Source organism: Halobiforma nitratireducens JCM 10879 (genome assembly GCF_000337895.1).
Taxonomy (GTDB): domain Archaea; phylum Halobacteriota; class Halobacteria; order Halobacteriales; family Natrialbaceae; genus Natronobacterium; species Natronobacterium nitratireducens.
On sequence record NZ_AOMA01000117.1, the window covers coordinates 1 to 16999 of the forward strand.

The 16999-nt window shown below is 63.1% G+C and carries 18 protein-coding genes; 8 read left to right on the forward strand and 10 right to left on the reverse strand.

All coding sequences use genetic code 11. The features are described from left to right. A partial coding sequence (locus C446_RS11560) for a glycosyltransferase family protein (protein WP_006673287.1) occupies positions 1 to 777 on the forward strand: 777 nt, incomplete at its 5' end. Between the two features lie 266 nt (positions 778 to 1043). Here C446_RS11560 and ncsA read toward each other — a convergent pair. Beyond that, positions 1044 to 2003 carry a tRNA 2-thiolation protein NcsA gene (gene ncsA / locus C446_RS11565; RefSeq protein ID WP_006673288.1) on the reverse strand — a complete coding sequence of 320 codons (960 nt, stop codon included), beginning with the start codon at positions 2001 to 2003 and terminating at the stop codon, positions 1044 to 1046. 104 nt (positions 2004 to 2107) lie between these two features. Next, positions 2108 to 2827, reverse strand: coding sequence for an alpha/beta hydrolase (locus tag C446_RS11570; protein ID WP_006673289.1), 720 nt, complete (start codon positions 2825 to 2827; stop codon positions 2108 to 2110). 147 nt (positions 2828 to 2974) lie between these two features. On the opposite strand from C446_RS11570, the gene C446_RS11575 reads away from it, so the two are divergent. Together C446_RS11575 and C446_RS11580 are read left to right on the forward strand one after the other, a co-directional pair. Beyond that, positions 2975 to 3448 (forward strand): DUF4442 domain-containing protein, encoded by a 474-nt coding sequence (locus C446_RS11575; protein WP_006673290.1) that lies wholly within the window; start codon positions 2975 to 2977, stop codon positions 3446 to 3448. Positions 3449 to 3539: 91 nt separating this feature from the next. After that, positions 3540 to 4226, forward strand: a complete 687-nt coding sequence (locus tag C446_RS11580; RefSeq protein WP_006673291.1) for a DUF7095 family protein — start codon at positions 3540 to 3542, stop codon at positions 4224 to 4226. 95 nt (positions 4227 to 4321) lie between these two features. Here the strand turns inward: C446_RS11580 and C446_RS20275 are convergent, their stop codons facing one another. From C446_RS20275 to C446_RS11590, 3 genes are all read right to left on the reverse strand, one after another. Next, on the reverse strand, positions 4322 to 4447 hold the full coding sequence (locus C446_RS20275) for a hypothetical protein (protein WP_275039911.1): 126 nt from the start codon (positions 4445 to 4447) through the stop codon (positions 4322 to 4324). Positions 4448 to 4716: 269 nt separating this feature from the next. Next, positions 4717 to 5505, reverse strand: a complete 789-nt coding sequence (locus C446_RS11585) for an ABC transporter permease (protein ID WP_006673292.1) — start codon at positions 5503 to 5505, stop codon at positions 4717 to 4719. After that, positions 5498 to 6586 carry an ABC transporter ATP-binding protein gene (locus tag C446_RS11590; RefSeq protein ID WP_006673293.1) on the reverse strand — a complete coding sequence of 363 codons (1089 nt, stop codon included), beginning with the start codon at positions 6584 to 6586 and terminating at the stop codon, positions 5498 to 5500. The genes C446_RS11585 and C446_RS11590 overlap by 8 nt, the downstream gene beginning before the upstream one ends. Positions 6587 to 6734: 148 nt before the next feature. Between C446_RS11590 and C446_RS11595 the strand changes: the two genes are divergently transcribed. Then, entirely contained in the window at positions 6735 to 6938 is a 204-nt protein-coding gene (locus tag C446_RS11595; protein WP_006673294.1) for a hypothetical protein, read from the forward strand. 128 nt (positions 6939 to 7066) lie between these two features. Here C446_RS11595 and C446_RS11600 read toward each other — a convergent pair whose 3' ends face one another. The 5 genes from C446_RS11600 to C446_RS11615 all read right to left on the reverse strand — a co-directional run bounded on the left by C446_RS11600 (position 7067) and on the right by C446_RS11615 (position 10716). After that, positions 7067 to 7867 (reverse strand): class I SAM-dependent methyltransferase, encoded by an 801-nt coding sequence (locus C446_RS11600; protein ID WP_006673295.1) that lies wholly within the window; start codon positions 7865 to 7867, stop codon positions 7067 to 7069. 50 nt (positions 7868 to 7917) lie between these two features. Then, positions 7918 to 8292: a hypothetical protein gene (locus C446_RS11605; RefSeq protein WP_006673296.1), complete on the reverse strand. Its 375-nt coding sequence runs from the start codon at positions 8290 to 8292 to the stop codon at positions 7918 to 7920. Positions 8293 to 8400: 108 nt separating this feature from the next. Next, positions 8401 to 8562, reverse strand: a complete 162-nt coding sequence (locus C446_RS19095; protein WP_160162969.1) for a hypothetical protein — start codon at positions 8560 to 8562, stop codon at positions 8401 to 8403. Between the two features lie 85 nt (positions 8563 to 8647). Then, positions 8648 to 9517 carry a deoxyribonuclease IV gene (locus C446_RS11610; RefSeq protein WP_006673297.1) on the reverse strand — a complete coding sequence of 290 codons (870 nt, stop codon included), beginning with the start codon at positions 9515 to 9517 and terminating at the stop codon, positions 8648 to 8650. Between the two features lie 350 nt (positions 9518 to 9867). Beyond that, entirely contained in the window at positions 9868 to 10716 is an 849-nt protein-coding gene (locus C446_RS11615; protein WP_006673298.1) for a lipoate--protein ligase family protein, read from the reverse strand. Between the two features lie 282 nt (positions 10717 to 10998). On the opposite strand from C446_RS11615, the gene C446_RS11620 reads away from it, so the two are divergent. From C446_RS11620 to C446_RS11640, 4 genes are all read left to right on the forward strand, one after another. Further along, complete coding sequence (locus C446_RS11620) at positions 10999 to 11748, forward strand: bacteriorhodopsin (RefSeq protein WP_006673299.1); 750 nt, start codon at positions 10999 to 11001, stop codon at positions 11746 to 11748. Between the two features lie 2233 nt (positions 11749 to 13981). Beyond that, on the forward strand, positions 13982 to 15208 hold the full coding sequence (locus C446_RS11630) for a tyrosine-type recombinase/integrase (RefSeq protein ID WP_006673301.1): 1227 nt from the start codon (positions 13982 to 13984) through the stop codon (positions 15206 to 15208). Positions 15209 to 15290: 82 nt separating this feature from the next. Beyond that, a complete protein-coding gene (locus C446_RS11635) occupies positions 15291 to 16199 on the forward strand; it encodes a serine/threonine-protein kinase RIO2 (protein ID WP_006673302.1) in 909 nt (302 codons plus the stop codon). 98 nt (positions 16200 to 16297) lie between these two features. Further along, positions 16298 to 16780, forward strand: a complete 483-nt coding sequence (locus C446_RS11640) for a DUF302 domain-containing protein (RefSeq protein WP_006673303.1) — start codon at positions 16298 to 16300, stop codon at positions 16778 to 16780. Positions 16781 to 16999: the final 219 nt, after the last annotated feature.

The window sequence follows — 16999 nt, forward strand, 5'->3', positions numbered from 1 at the left end:
GAGCCGATACTCGTGAGGACGCTCCGGGCGCTCGCGGATATCGGGATCGACGAGATCGTTATCGTCGTCGGCTACCGCCACGAGAAGATCGTCGAGCAGGTCGGCGACTCGGTCGGCGGCGTCCCGATCAGATACGCGACCCAGCACGAGCGTGAGGGCCTGGCCCACGCGGTCCGGCGGGCGGTCGTCGATGGGTACGGCGTGACGGTACCGCCGATGGGATCGGGGTCGGGGTCGGGGTCGGGGTCGGGGTCGGAGTCGGGATCGGAGTCGAAGTCGAAACCCAAACCGGAGACGACGGACCACACCGACACACCGTCGCTCCCGTCGTCCGTTCCCGACGACGTACTGCTCGTCAACGGCGATAACGTCTTCGACGGCTGTGATCTCTCTCCCCTTCTGGAGCGCCATCACGAGCCCGGCGTCGACGGGACGCTCTTGCTCGATCGCCTCTCGAGAAACGAGGCCGAGACGACGGCGTGTTGTGATCTCGCGTCGGACGGCACCGTGCGGTCGGTCGATGCGTCGATCGACGCCGCAGCCGGCGACGACGCCGTGTACGTCGCGGCCGGCGTCCAGACTCACGACACCGAGGCGTTGCTCGCGGCCTGTCTTTCGGTGTCTCGGGCGGACAGCGACAGCGACGAGTACGAACTCGCTGACGCCTTAGAGCGGCTCGTCGACCGTCGTCGGTACGTCGGCGTCGAACTCGAGGGATGGCACCTGAACGTCAATACACCTGCGGATCTCGAGACGGCACGGCGACGACTCGAGTAACGGGCCGACACGAAAGCCGTGAGGAGACGAGCGGCAGTCGTTCGAGTGTCGTACACGCACACGTACACACGGATGACATCCCGATGCCGTCTGCGTATGACGCGGGATGTATCCCCGTCTGTATGACACGCATGCGTGACGGGGCCGGACTCGGACGTGCGTGCCGACGGGCAAAACACCGTGTTGTGGGGCCTCGTCCCCGTGATGAACTGAGCGAACGAAGAACCGAGAAACGGACACAGAAACACGAAAACTCCCGTCGACGATCAGGCCAGCGACTCGAGCAGCGAGCACTTGCGACAGACTTCCCGGGTCGTCGTCGAACCACACCGGTCACAGTCACGGAGGTCGGCACCGTCGTCGCCGCCGTACGTCTCCGCGGCGATGCCCGCGAGTTCCTCGTAGCCCGAGAGGATCGAGTGGCGGGTGCCGGGGTGGTTCTCCTCGAGATCGTAGAGCAACTGCTGGATTTCGGCCCGGTATGCCTCGCTGGAGTGTGGACACTCGGTGATGTGAGCCGGCAGGTCCTCGACGTGAGCGTAGAGAGCGATTTCTTTCTCCGGAACGTCTCGCAGCGGCTTTGCCCGCGGGACGAACTCCGTTTGCTCTTCGCGTTCCGAGAGCGGACCGAGACTCGCATCGAAGTGTTTCGCGATCTGTTCGACGTCGCCCTCGAGGAAGTTCATCAGCGCAGTCTGGGCCTCGTCGTCGAGATTGTGACCGGTCAGAAGGAGGTCGGCCTCGAGGTCGTCGGCGTAGCGGGAGAGCACGTCCCGACGGAAGACGCCGCAGTAAGCGCAGGCTGCCATGTTTTCGGGATCGTCCTCGACGACGTCGTCCATCTCGATGCCGAACTCATCCGCATAGGAGACGAGTTCGTGACGAATGTCGAGCTCCGCTGCGAGGTCGACACAGGCGTCGACCGACTTGTCGCGGTAGCCCTCGATCCCCTCGTGGATGGTCAGTCCGACGAGTTCGATCCGCGGGTCTTCGGCGAACGTGTCGTGTAGAATTTTGGTGAGGACGACGCTGTCCTTGCCACCCGAGAGACCGATTACCCACGTCTCGGGGTCCTCGGGCGTCGCGTCTCGTGGGACGAGGTCGTCCCGACGCACCCGGCGACGGACCCGCTTCTCGACCGACTCGCGGAAGTGATCCGCACAGAGGTGCTGACCCGAGTAAGCGGCGTGCATGACCGCCTCCTGGTCACACCGGTTACAGTCCATTACGTCGCCGTTGTCGGCGCGCACCCATCACGGTCACGGTTTCCGGGTTCCCAGGGGCGGTCGGGAGCGACGGACGCATCGACGTTCGACCGTCCGACGAGCGTTCAGGCCGGTACGCGCGGCCGCTCCTCGACGGCGACAGCACCGTCCTCGAGCGACTCGAGCAGGAGATCGAGGTACGTCTCTCGCGGCTGGGAAGAGAACAGTTCGTGGCCGCCGCTGTAGAGGACGACGTGTTGGGCCGGAACTCGTTCGCCGATCGCCGCGAGGTCGATGACGGGATCGCGCAGCGAGCAGAACACGACCGCGTCGTGGTCGATCGTCAGCAACTCTTCCTGAGCGTGACGCGTTTCGCGGACGAACGCGGGCGAAACCCATCGCGGCTGCGTCGCGATCTGGTGGTTGGTCGCCCGTTCGCCCAGCACCTCCCGGTCCATCTCCCCGGCCGGGAGGAACGGAAACGTCGTCGGCAGCTTGGAGACGGCCTCGAGGGCAACGTCGGGGTAGCCGCGGCCGTACCCCCACCAGGGACTCAGATAGACGTGGTTGTCCGCGCCGTCGAGGGCCTGTGCGACCAGTGCCCCCGCACTGTGGGCGAGAAGCTGATACTCCTCGAAGTCGAGGACGTACTCGGCGATCGGCTCGAGCCAATCGGCTTTGAAATCCTCGAGATCGGTCGGCAGTTCGAACGCGTGGACACGGTAGCCGGCGTCGGACAGCTCGCCGATGAGCCAGCTGACGTTCTCGTGGGTCCAGCGGTTGCCCCAGCCCATGACGAAGACGAGCTCTTCGTCGCCGTCCTCGTTGAAGACGCGGTGTCTCATACGTCGCTGTTTGTCGGGAACCGACAAAAAGCTGCTCTATTGACAGGACGTACCACGTCCCGCTCGTAGACGACTGTGAGGCGGCAACCATCGGCCACCGAACCGGCGTTTGCCAACGGTTTTCACCTGCCGGCCGTGATTCGGGGCATGCTCGATTCGCTTCGCTCGCGGCTCTACCGGCTCGGATTCAATCTCTTTCCGGCCTATCGCGGTACCGGCGGCCGGGTAACCTATATCGCGCCGGATTGGCAGGAAATCCGGATCAAACTGCCCCACTCCTGGCGGACGCGAAACTACGTCGGGACGACCTTTGGGGGCAGCATGTACGCGGCGGTCGACCCCTTCTACATGATGATGCTGCTCAAGACCCTCGGCGACGAGTACGTGGTCTGGGACAAGGAAGCCGACATCCGGTTCAAGAAGCCGGGCAGGGAGACGCTGTACGCGACGTTTCGGATCACCGACGAGGAGATCGCGGCGATCGAGGCAGCGCTCGCGGCCGACGACACCGACGCCGTTGACCGCCACTACACCGTCGACCTCGTCGACGCCGACGGAGTCGTCCACGCGACGGTCCGAAAGACCGTTTACGTGACGACGGACGACGGGAAGAAAGCCTGAGGTTTGAGATTTACACTCTCGATCACGGAGCCCGCGGTATCGTGGCCGCGACTGAGAAACCGTTTTGCGCCTCGAGACCTCACCTCCGTCAATGAACGGATTTGACCGCACCGCGGCGGTCGACCGACTCGAGGAACTCGTCGATACCGTCGAGAACGAACGGATGCCGGTCCCCGTTCGAGAGGTGTGGGCCTTCGGCGACATCGCGCTCGGACTCGATCCCGTCGAGCGACTGGACGTGTATCTGACGAAGGACGTACTGATGCGCGACGACAGTCCTGTGGATCGGGACGAAGGAGGCGACGATCCCGAAACGCGGTTCCGCAAGTCCCACGGGATCGAGGGGGTCAGCAAGTCGGTCCGTGCTGACTGGGCCGAGGACTACCCCGAGTATCTCCGGGCCAACGCCGCAGGTCACGCCGCACCCGAGAAGTGTCTCGCCGCCCACCTGCTCGGTGACGACGACTCCGACCCCATCCACTTCGAGGTGTGTAACGCCTCCTTCGAGGACAACGTCACCCAGCGACTGCGCGGCGCACAGTTGCGGGACGACTACACCCAGTTGCTCGACCCGCGGGGCGTCTGCCTCTGGGCCGACGGCGTCCGCAGTGACGAGGCGTTTCGTAAACTCCGCGAGAGCGAACTCGCCTTGCCGACGCTCTCGAGTGCCCTCGAGATGCTCGGGATGGAAGACGAGGAGGCGACCGCGGCGGCACAGGAACTCCACGCCTGGCGCGAAACTCAGGAAGGGGTGACGGTGCGGGGCGACGTGGTATAGGGTTCCAGCGTTCGAGTAGCCCGTTTTCCTGGCTCCGGCGTCCGTACTCGTCGCTGTTCCCCTCTCGACGGATTCGAGAACGGTACGGTAGACCGTCAGTCGGCCATCATCGGCCATTGTCGGCCATCGTTGCCCGTCGTCGGCCGTCGTCGGCCATCGTCGGCGACTCGCTCGGACTCCCGATCGTACTCGAGGTGTTTCGGACGCTCTGTGTCGAACACGGTGTCGATCGAACTCGAGCGATTGTTCGACGCCGCGGGGGGACGCGGGACGACAGTACGGCCTGACGCCCCCCTCAGCGAGAGCGGCTCGTGGCTGCACTCGAGGGGTTCCCTCGAGATACCCCGTGGTGTTCGCTCGCCGAGTGGGGCGATCGACTCGGCATCTCACAGAACGCCGCGTCCGAACGGTTTCGACGCGGCGTGTGACGTTCTCCGGAACACGGTCGAACGCGACGACCAAGGTGGTGCGGATCGTCGCCGGAGGAGCACTACACGTCGCGTCGCCGGAACCACGCGACGCTTGCCGCGAGCAGGACGACGATCATCGCGATCAGTACGCCTGCGTTGACGGGGTCGTGGGTCCCCTCGAGCAGGATTTCGTTCGGATCGTAGTATCGCGTCGGCGAGACGACGCCGAACGCCTCGTAGTCGGTATCCACCAGCAGCGACTCGACCAGGAACAGTCCGAACGTGATCCCGACCGCGAGTCGCTGGGCGATTCCGACCCGATCGACGACCACCGACGCCGCCAGTCCGATCGCCGCACAGGCAAAGAGATACGGGATCGACAGCAGATGGACTGCGACCACGTCGGTCGCCGGAATGGGATCGTCGACCAGTTCGGCTCCGACGTAGACGACGATCGGCGTGAGAACGTTGACCGCGACGATCGGGACCGCAAGCGCCGCGTACCGCTCGAAGACGACCCGCGCTCGCGAAACGGGCATCGAGAGTACGACGTCCATTCGACCGCGTTCGATATCGTCCGCGACGGTGCCCGCACCGAGATACGCGAGATAGAGACCAAGGAGGATGATCCATCCGAAAACGTAGAGTTCGAACGCCAGGAATCCCTCGAGGCTGGCCAGCGTCTGGACGTCGAACAGCCGGATCATCGCGTCCGGGAGAGCGTCGAGTATCTCCTCATCCTCCCCGAACGCGTCGCTGTAGGAGGGGAAAATCCAGATCATCAGCGCAGCGAGTGCGGCCATGGCGACAGAGAGATAGAGACTTCCCCTGACACGGTTGCGGCCGTCGAACCGGGCCAGTTCAAGCATCACCGGCACCTCCGGTTCGGTTCGCTGTCCCCCGTCCGCTCTCGGTCCTACTGCCGTCCTCGGTTACGGGTTCGCCGTCGTCCGTGCCGTCGTGTTCCCCGTAGAACCGCAGGAACACAGCTTCCAGAGGCGCTTCCTCGAGCGAGAGATCGATCAACCGGTACTCACCGAGCCGCTCGAGGAGGACGTTGACGTCTCCGGTGAACGTGAACGTACACTCCGTAAACGCCGTCTCCCCAGTGACTTCATCCCTGTCGACATCGACGTTCGTCGCCGTCGTCTCGACCGAAGACTCCGCCGGCCGCTCCGTCCCGTCCGGTCCATCGCCGCCATCCGAGAGGGTCGTCTCGAGATCGTACACACCCTCGAGATCAAGCTTCGACCGCGGGATCGGTTCCTCGGCACGCAGCCGAACCACCTTGCCGCTTCGGTTCAACAGTGCCTCGACTGGCTCGACCGCGACCAGGCGGCCGTTTCTGATGATCCCGACCCGGTCACAGAGCCGCCGCACTTCGCCCAGGATGTGTGAGGAAAGAAAGACCGTCATACCCCGCGATCGCTCTTCCCGGAGGAATTCGGCGAATCGCTGTTTCATCAAGGGATCGAGCCCACCGGTTGGCTCGTCCAGAATAGCCAGCTCGGGGTCGTGCATGAACGTCGTCACCAGCCCGAGTTTCTTGACGTTCCCGTGGGAGTAGTGCCGTACCGTACGGTCCAGCGGCGGATCGAACAACTCGAGCAGTTCCTCGCTGCGCTCGTCGCCTTTGATGCTCGCGTGGAGTTCGAGTATCTCGCGTCCCGTCACGGATTCGTCGAACGCCGGATCGTCCGGTAAGTACCCGATTCGGCGCTTGGCCTCGAGTAGTTCCGCCTCGTCGGTTACCTCACGCCCAAGCACCCGCGCCGTCCCGTCAGTAGGCGATATGAACCCCAGCAGGGTGCGGATGGTAGTCGTCTTCCCGGCCCCGTTCGGGCCGAGATAGCCGAATATCTCCCCACGCTCGACGTCGAACGTGACGTCGTCGTTGGCGAGTACCTCGCCGTAATCCTTGGTGAGTCCCTCGAGTTCGATCGCGGCCATGTTCCGGTGTTCGACAGGAACAAGTAAAGAACAGTCGGCGGCTGTCGCTCCTCGGGAACCGAGGGAGGCCTGCCAGCGTCCCCATTCGATCCCATTCCCTCGACACGGGATACGAAGACCTTTGGTCACGCCGTCGGTGCGTACCGGTATGGTTTCGGCATCGGTTGTCGCTGCCCTCGATCGACTTCGATCGCCTCGAGTCGCGCTGCTCGCAAACGTCGCGCTCGTGATGGCAGGGTCGGTGCTGGCTCTCGTCGGGTACTTCGATCTCGTGACCGGGCTCGTCGTCGTCACCGCCGGACTGGTCGGTATCTACGTCTCGCTGCTTGGCTACCGCTCGAACGAGGGGTGAGAACCGAACGGCGGCGACCTCGAGAACCGAGAGCCGAGAACCGAGAGCCGAGAACCGAGAGCCGAGAACCAAGAACCAAGAACCGAGAACCGAGAACTCCGAGCGGCAAACCCGCGCTCGCGACGGTTTCAGACGTGCCCGACGGTCACGAAGAACGGCACTGTCTCTTCGCGCTCGTACTCCCGGGCTTCCATCTGTTCGACGACATCTCTGCCCATCTGTCGCCACTCGCTGCGGAGGTCGTCGTACTCGCCTTCGGTCAACCCCCCCGACAGCATCGTCTCTCGATCGTCGGCCAGTCCCGCACCCGTCGCCTTCCGCCGGGCCGCGACGACCGCCCCCTCGTCGTAGGGCGGTTCCACCGTCCGAACGTGGTCGTACCGTCGTGTTTCGAGCACCTCGAGGGGCGTCGCCTCGAACGCCGCGCGGGCGTCGGCCCCGAGCGCGACGTCGGTCTCGACGCCGTCGAGGTACGCCCGCCGAGCGCGTCGCTCGAGATCGCCTTCGGCGTCGACACTGGAATCGACGGAGACGGCGGCGTTGTTGGGCTCGACTGCCGCGACCAGATCCGAAGACACTCGTGCGAACTCCGCGAGCGCCGCTTCGGGGTCGGGAAGGTTGATCAGCAGTGCCTGACAGACGACCAGGTCGAACGCATCGTCGGGGAACGGCAACTCGTAGGCGTCGCCGGCGACGACGGGAACGCAGTCGGCGGCGACCTCGAGCAATGCGGAGTCGGCGTCGCAGCCGACCACCTCGGCTCCACTCGGTGACTCGGCGGCGAGCACGCGACTCAACTCGCCAGTCCCGCAGCCGACATCGAGAATTCGACTCCGGGACTCGAGGGCGAGCGGGGCCAGGGCCTCACGGGAGTCGTCCCACATTCCCCGGCGGGTTCGACGGAGATAGTCTTCGGAGAACTCGCGCACGCGCCGTCGTTCGGCGCTCTCGAGTAAAAACGGGTCGGTTCGATTCGATCTCAGCCGAGGATGTCACGACCGGCAGCGAGCAAGAGGACGAGTCCCAGCAGGATCATCGCACCCTGGGTGACGGCGGCGACGGTCGAGTCCACAGCGCCGCCGGTCAGAAGCGCGATCACGTCGGGAACGCCGCGTGCGGAGCCGAGCACGCCGAGCAGCGAGACGACGCCGATGCCGAGGACGGCGAGTTTCTCGCGTGGCGTCCGGCGAGCTGCGACGCCGAGTCCGACGATGACGATACCGAAGATGGCCGGGATGAGCGCCGTGATGCTGGCGAAGTCCGAGATGACGTAGGCCCCGACACCGAGGGCGACGAGTACTGCTCCGAGTGCGATACCGAGTTCGGGCGTATCGGTCGATCGAGATGACGGCATCTGTAGTCACTCGTCGATCCAGAAAGTTAGCGGTTCCGAACGGAACCGGCCCCCCGGGTTCGACCGGTTTCTCTGTCAGCAGTTCGACGAGCGTCGCCACAGCGGCGTTCAGCCGACGACGGCGAGTACACCGAGGCCAAGCGCCGTTCCGACGATGAGAGCGACTATCAAGGATGCGAATCCAAGTAGCTCTATCGTGAGCAGAAGGATGAACACGGCGATATACCCCAGAAGCAACACCACGAGATGCCGATACGTGTCGACGTTCATACTTGGTCGTTTCAGGAATAAATCAAATACTTTTCGACCCGGCTGACCGCTCACCCACCTTCGGCATCTCGATCTTTTGGGCCCGCTACTCTTCGCGGAGTTCCTTGACCGTCTCGATGTTCCAGGCGAAGCCGCGACCGTCCTCGGTGGGCGTCTCGAGTGCGAAGGGCAGATCGCGTAGATCGGGATGGTTCACGATCGCTTTCATACCGTCCTCGCCGATGTAGCCCTCGCCGATGTGGGCGTGTTCGTCCTTGTGGGTACCGACATCGTGTTTCGAGTCGTTGAGGTGGATGTACTCGAGATACTCGAGACCGACTTCGTCGTCGAACCGCTGGACAGTTTCGTCGACCGCTTCGGGCGTCGTGAGGTCGTTACCCGCGACCAGTGTGTGGGCAGTGTCGATGCAGACGCCGATGTCGGTTTCCGTTCGATCGATGATCCCCGCGAGGTGGTCGAACTCGCCGCCCAGCTTGGTGCCGCTACCTGCGTCGGACTCGATGAGGATCTGAACGTCTTCCGGCACGTCGAGGTCGTCGATGACGCTCGCAGCGTTGTCGAGACCGCCCTCGACGCCCGCACCGGTGTGGGCTCCGAGGTGGACGTTGACGTACGGAACGCCAAGTTTGTCGGCGGCGTCGAGTTCCGCTTGCATGCTCTCTTTGGACTTCCGGCGGAGGTCCTCTTTCGGCGTACAGAGGTTGACCAAATACGAGGAGTGAATCACCCACGGCCCCTCGAGCAGCTCGTCGCTTTCCTCGCGAAAGCCGTCGGCAGCCTCGTCACTGATCTCGGGCTGGGCCCAGACCTGCGGCGAGGTGGTGAAAATCTGGCCGCAGTTACCGCCGAACGCCCGCTGGCGGTGGACGGCGTTACGGACATCGTCGTACGGTGGCGTTTCGTCGTCTGAAGAGACGCGCGACCCGGAGATCGAAACGTGTGCGCCAACCTTCATCGTCATACCCTCCCGTCAGTACCCGTTCGTGATAGGTATAACGAAGCGGCGAGGGCACGCTTCTACTCGCCTGCCAGCGATCGAAGTGCCGCGAGTCGCGTCACCGTGGCTTCGACTCCACAAGTTTCGGTAGCGAATTCCGAACTGCTGTCGGTTCTCTCGAGGAGTTGCCATGGTTCGTGTCTGACCGTGTGACCGACCACGAGGCAGGCCGTAGAGACCGTGATTACGTCCGCGCTCAGAGCAACGCTCCCACAGTGGTACAGGCCCCGAAAAGAGTACGGACGACCAGCCAGATCGCCCCGTCAGTCGCGTGACTGCACCCAGGCGGGATGGAAACCGGACTGACTCTAGAGTTCGCCCGCCTCGAGCGTCTCGCGGTCCCGAACCCAGGCGTCCGTTCCGTATTTCCGGTCTGCCAGGGTGTGGGCCTTCTCGAGTTCGTCCTCGCGCCACTCCCCGTCGTCGGCATCACACCAGTCGCCCAGTGTATCCGCGAGCGTCGCAACCGCTTCCTCCCGGCTGATTCCCGCCCGTTCACGGATACTCGTCACCCGATTCGTGAAGGTCTCCGTTTCGACCGGCTCCGTCGGGTCGAAGACGCTCAGATGATGTTCGGGCTCGAGATCGTAGCTCAGCGAGCCGTGCTGGATGACGACGTCGCGCTGGCGGTACTGGGCGTTGCCGCTGATTTTCCCGGCTTCGACGTCCCCACTCGCGGGCGCGACCACGTCGTGGGCCGGATTGATATCCCGCAGGTAACACGACGGGTAGTAGATCGACGCCTGCTCGGCTCCCGCAAACTCCGCGTCGACGCCCATCCGATCGAACGCCTCGAGGATCGGCTCGCAAAAGAGGGCATAACACTCCATCAGGTCGCCCGGGACCTCGTCTGCCGGTGCGACGATCGTGTAGGAGATGTCGGCGTCTCGGTCGTGATAGATTCCGCCTCCACCGGTCTGTCGTCGGGTGACGCCGATTCCCTCCCGCTTGCAGTACTCCCAGTCGACCGACGCGGCGTCCTGCCGGTACCCAAGCGAGAGCGTGCTCGGCTCCCAGGAATAGACCCGAACTGTCCGCAGATCGTCCTCGAGTGCGCGCTCGGCGGCGACCTCCTCGAGGGCCATCTGGGTAGCCCCGTCCCGAGGATCGTCCCGGATCAGTCGCCACTCGCGGCCGGCGAGTTCCGTCTCGGTCATGGGTCGACCCATGCGAGCGCAGCCCAAAGCGATTCCGATGCCGTGTGACCCGACGAGCGGTGACTCGTCTCGGTCGACACCGGTGTGAAAGCCGGCTGACGAGGAGGAATCCGGCAACAACCATTATCAGCGGCGACACTCGAGTTTCGAAACGGAACATGCGCGCTTCCCGCAGAGATTCGACATCGAGACAATGAAATCACAGTCGCCTGGTTTCTATCGGAGACGGCAGTTGCATCGAGAGGAATACTTACGATCCGACTCGCAGAGGGGCCAGCGACGATGATCGAACACGGCACACTCTTCGCGGCCTCGAGCGGATTGCTCGCCGTAATGACGGTCGCGTTCCTGCTGTGGACGCTCCGGGTGCCCACGGGTGCTCGGTCCCACGGATACGCGGTCGTGATCGCGTGTGGGTCGATGAGTCTCGCGTACGCGCTCATGTACGCCGGGGCGCTGACGATCGATCTGGCAGGGCGTACCGAATCGGTCACGCGCTTTCTGGGGTACTCCGTCGGTTGGTCGGCCGTCTGTCTCGTTCTCGGGGCGATCGTCGACGCCGATCGGCGGTCCCTGTTTGCACTCGTCGTCGCTGTTCTCGCCTCACTGTGGGCAGCCTTCTTGACCTGGGTCGTTACCGGAGTCCTCGATACGGTAGTCACACTCGTTGCCGTCGGAGGTCTGGTAGGAATGGGGTACATCTTGCTCGGGCCGTTTTCCCGCAGCGCGACGCGCGTTGGCGGACAGCGAGCGCTGCTGTACGCCAAGATCAGGTTCCTGATCCTGCTGGTCTTCGCCGTCATGCTCACGCTCGGCACGCTCTCGGAGCAGCGGCTCGGTCTCACGACCGCGTTCGTCGGCCAAACGGTTACGACCTACCTCGATCTCGTCTGGCTCGTCGGTTTCGGCGGGCTCGTGCTCCGGTACGCCGGCGCGCTCGAGAGCGAGGGGGCACCTTCGCCGCTGTCGGTTGCCACCGGACCGGCCGAGCAGCCGGCGTCGTCTCACGGCGACGCGGAATCGACGGGTTGAGACGGACTGGTCGGCTGTTCTAGTCCGATCGGCCGACCGTATGACGGTCGTGGTCGAGCCGGACGACACACAGCAGTCGTCTGACGGACGAATAGGTATTTTCCGTGCCGATTCGGTGGGTCCCCATCCTGGGAGTGTTTGTCGTTTTCAGCCAGTACGTCACGGCCGTAGCAGTCGACCGGTCTACCGGCCGTCCGACGTATCCGGTACACGCTCCCGTCCCCGTCCGGGTCGAGCCGATGGGGAGACCACTGTACGACGATCACCGGACTCTTCGCGCGTTCGTGGAGAAAAACGGCGGCTGTGAAAGGAGCCATCGCCACTGTCGGTTTCTCTGAACTCACTCGAGAACGAGCTTGCTGTCTCGAGGCAACTCTCGCCGAGTGACTCAGGCGCAGGTCCATCAAGCCCAACCGGCGACACCAGCTCAGGTAGTCGCAAACCTGTAGACCAGACCCCTCGAGTCCCAGCCAAATTGATATAGCATTATCTGATTTACTTGACCAACACTCGTCATAACGGGCTCCTGTTCGCAGGCATCCGACGGAGCAGCGGCCAGCACAGAAACGCACGGAACGACTTTCGCTGCCCTCGGTAGAAGACCACAGCACGGTTGTCGGAGTCCGACTTGTGTCTCCGTCTCTGCGTCCGGCTCCCCGGTAGCGACTGAACCATCTGTCCCCACGGAGAGACTCGCGTCGTCGACGGGGCTTCGTACGGTCTGCTCGTGGCTCGGAGAGCCACGCTGCTTACGATGGCCCCCGAGTACGGAGCACTCTGATGGGCATCCAAATCCGTCACTTTGCTCGACGGTCGTGAACCGATAACGCCGACACGATCAACGTTCAGCAGCAATACGGATGTCGGAAATCGCCCGTAGTGTGACACACACCGAACGGCCACACCGCCACTCGAGTGTCAATATCGGGCTCCGCGATCCAGCACACTCGAGATTCTCTCCCGAGCCGATGTGTATCGCGGCCACAAGATAGCCCCGAGTTTCCTGCCAAGAGAGAGGTAACGGTAGTGTGGCCCTACCATCGGCCTGACGTGCCGACTGGGTCGTCCAGTACCGATCCCAACTCCGCGGTGCCGTAGGGAGCCTCGCTGTGAATGGAGAGGAGAGAAACACTCACTGTCACAGCCCGCTCGAGGGGAGTGTTCTCGAGCTGGCTGGGAACGGACGAGTCGAGGCCGAGCCCGAACGGAGAGTCCGCGACGTGAATCGTTCCGATGTGAGTTCCAAAACTGGAGTCTTCTCGCGGCGACCAGCTCGGCCACTACGTGGCCGACCAACGGCAGTCCATCGTTTCTCGAATCGGAACGGCTCGGAGGCTTGGGTCCGCTCCGTCTGGGACCACCACGTGGGAAGCGACGATAGCTGGTTCATCGGCGACCGAGGTCGACACGTCTCTTAGGCTGGTCTCGTCCATAGTCGGTGTGCAACCGTCCCCAGGACAGCAACGGCTCGTGAGCGCCTGTGGCGTCTTCGCGAGAGTCTACGGCCGTGTTTATACTACAGCGATCTCGAGGCCTTTCTCGAGGTGCTGCAGTCGGCACTCACGTCTTTACTACGCGTCTCCTCTCCTGGGTCCGTTCAGTCACCCTTCCGCGTCGTTTTATCACCGGTGTCGCTCGAGCACTGGGTGCAGTCGGCCCCAGACCATCGAGGACGCAGTTCGCTCGAGGGGGGAGTCCTGACCGTTGTCGACTGACAGACCGCCTACTGTTGGGAGAGATGATGAGCACCCCTGGTGACACCGGTTCACGTTCGGTCGTCCGAGTTCGTCCGAACTCGTCCCGACGGTACACCTCCCTGGTCGCGACGACTGTGATCGACGACAACGTGCGGCGAGAGTTTCCAACGAACTCTGCCCCAAACCACCATATATGCCATAAACACGGCTTAGAGACCATACGAAAGCCGATCCTCATTTTGAACAGATGGTTGCTTGAGTCGTTTGTCCACTACACGACAACCGATTAAGCAGTAGTTTTACGTGACTGTCATTGGTACGTGGGAGTAGAACATGACGAGTTGCGAGTCAGTCGGGGTCGAACGATCGTTTTCTCGAGCGGCTAAATCCGGACGTGACCCCAAGGGTCGAACCGGTGAAAACGGTCATCCACTCTCGAGCCAGCAGCCCGAATTTCGTCGGAATCGGATCGCTGTTGCGAGAGGGCGAGCAACGACGGAGTGGTTCCTCGAAATCGATGCCCGTGGGAAGGACCGATGAGCAGCGAGACGACGATCCGCTGGTCGCGGATGTCCCTCACGGAACTCCGGACGTTCTGGGCCGAAGAGATCGAACCCGCCCTCGAGCGTGCCGGCGTCGATCTCGCGGAACGGCCGTCCTACGAGCAGGTCGCCGATGCCGGCTACTCCGGCATCGCCTACGCCCTGCGGGAACATCACGACATGACGCTGGTCGAGTTCCTGTCGACGGTCGGCTACGAGGAGCCTGGGTCGCCGACAGCCTACCAGTGGGGAATCGACGACGACGCCACCATCGACGAACTCGAGTCGTACCTCGAGACCCTCGAGCGGCGGCGACAACTTGCTACGTCGACAGTTCGGACCAAGCAGTCGCGACTCGCGACCTACGCCCGACTCTACCGGGAGGTTCACGGAGAGGCCGACCTCGTCGACCGCGCCGCCGACGCGAGCAACGAGAGCGACGAGATCCGGCGTGCGCTGGTCGTGTTCGACGAACTCAACTACGAACTGGGGACCGACGCCTCGAAACTCCGATATCTCAGCGACGTCAGCCAGTTCTACGAACACCTCGGCCGGCGGGCCAAGGCTGCGTTCAACCCGGTCGAACACATCGACGAGGAGTACAACTGGTCCCGCGAGGAGCCGGACAACGCCGCCCTCACGGGCCGGCAGGTGAGCAGGCTGTACGACGCGACCGACGCACAGAGCGAGGAACTGATCGTTCTCGCGCTCTGTGCGTGGGGACTGCGACGAAACGAGGTCGCCGCATTGCACACCTCACAACTGGTTCTCGAGGGCGACGATCCCCACATCGCCTTCGGTGACGAGCGAAAGAACGGGCCAGGAACGGTCGCGTTGATCTACGGCACGGCCGATCTGACCGCTCGGATCGAGCAGCTCGAAGACGATTCTGCGTGGTCCGGATACCTGTTTCCCTCGAGTCGGTCGGCAAGCGGCCACATCACGGGCGAAACGGTTCAGGCACGGTTCCAGCGGCTCGCGGAGGACGCCGGCGTCCGCGTACAGGGTGAGCTCCCGACCTCGAAGATGGGGCGGCGATTCTGGTACACCACCTACAACCGGGCGATGACGAATCTCCGGGAAAACCTGGACGTGATCGCCGCAGAGCAGGGGAGTTCCGACTCCGCTGTCGTTATGAAAAACTACCTCTCGGAGGACGAACGGCGACAGTACCGCCGGGAGTTCATGCGAGAGCAACTCGAGGACGTGTTCGGCGGGTGATCGCTCTCGAAAGCGTTTCGCTCCGTTCGAGGTCGCCTCACGGGTCACGACGTTTTTACGTACCGGTCGGCTACTCCGAGCCATGGTGCGAAACGTCGCCGAGTTGCTCCCCGAACTCGAAGCCGAGGACTTCTATCTCCTCTCCGGCGTCGAACAGGGGATGCGATTTTCGGAGTGGGTTCAGCGGGAGAAGCTCCCGAAGTTCGCCGATCTGACCGAAGAGGAAGTCGACTATCGGCTCGAGCGCTGTCTCAAACGCGGCCTCATCGAGAAAAAGACCATACAGTACGAGGGGTACACTCTCCAGTTCGAGGGCTACGACGCCCTGGCGCTGCGGGCGCTCGTCGAGCGGGAGACGATCGGTGAGTTCGGTGCGCCACTGGGCGTCGGCAAGGAAAGCGACGTCTACGAGGTCAGGTCCTACAAGCCGCTGGCCCTGAAGTATCACCGCGAGGGCTATACGAACTTCCGGGAAGTCCACAAAGAGCGGGATTACGCCTCCGACAAGGAACACGTCTCCTGGATGTACACGGCCCGAAAAGCCGCCGAACGGGAGTACGATATCCTCGAGTCGCTGTATCCGGACGTGTCGGTTCCTCGGCCGATCGACCACAATCGCCACGCTATCGTCATGGAGAAGATGGACGGGGTCGAACTCTCCCGGACGAAACTCGAGGACCACCAGGTACTCGACGTGCTCGACCTCCTGCTGGCCGAAATCGAACGCGCCTACGAAGCCGGCTACGTTCATGCCGACATGAGCGAGTACAACGTCTTCGTCGACGAATCGGGGGTGACGATCTTCGACTGGCCCCAGGCCGTTCCCACCGATCACGAGAACGCAGACGAGTTCCTCGAGCGTGATGTCGGGAACGCCCTGGGGTACTTCCGGCGGAAGTACCCCCAGCAGGTCCCGGACGACATCTCGAGTGACGAAATGGCGGCGGCGATACAGGACGAGTCCATTGGCAGCGTCACCGACTTCGCGTAACGACCAGTCGGACGTGAACGGATGGGGCTTCGAGACACCGTTCTCCCGTCACGAGCGGCGACACCACGCTTTTGAGGGCTGCACGTAGATCATACCGTATGACAGGTTCGAGGGAGTCGACCGAAGCGGACGTTCCTGCGCCGACCGCCGAAGAAGCCCTCCACACGACACTCGAGATGCCGTTCGAGGACGCGGTCCCGTTCGTCCAACTCGAGCACGAACTGGCCGATTTCGAGACGGTACAGGTGACCCGGCTCGACCGGATGATCGAAGGGATGCTCGGCGAGAACGTCGAACGGACGGCGCTGCTGGTCATGTGTCATCCCGAGATCGCCAGGGACGCGATCACGATCGATCACTCACTCGCCGGGATGCTCCCGTGTACGACTGCAGTGTACGAAACCGAAGACGACGACGCCGTCCACGTCTATCACATCTCCGCGACCAAGGCGATTCGCGATCTGGGCTGTGCACCCGAGAACACCGACGATGTCGACGATCTCGTCGCCAAAACCGGCGAGTTGATGACCGACGTCTGGGAGAACATCGAGGCCAACGCCGACGCCGCACGAAACTGTTAGCGGTTGTTGCGGTCCGGACGCGGTTCTCGAGACGCGGTGTGCTGTCTCAGGCCGATTCCTCGAGTTAGTCAGCGACTCCACTTCCGGAGTCGATAAACCACATTACGGTATACAAAACCCGTCCGAGTTGGACCACAACTTCGGGATCTCAAATTCTACAAACCACCATACAGCTGACACCCGTTACGATCGTCCTCAGAGAAGCTGTTTGAAAAAGAA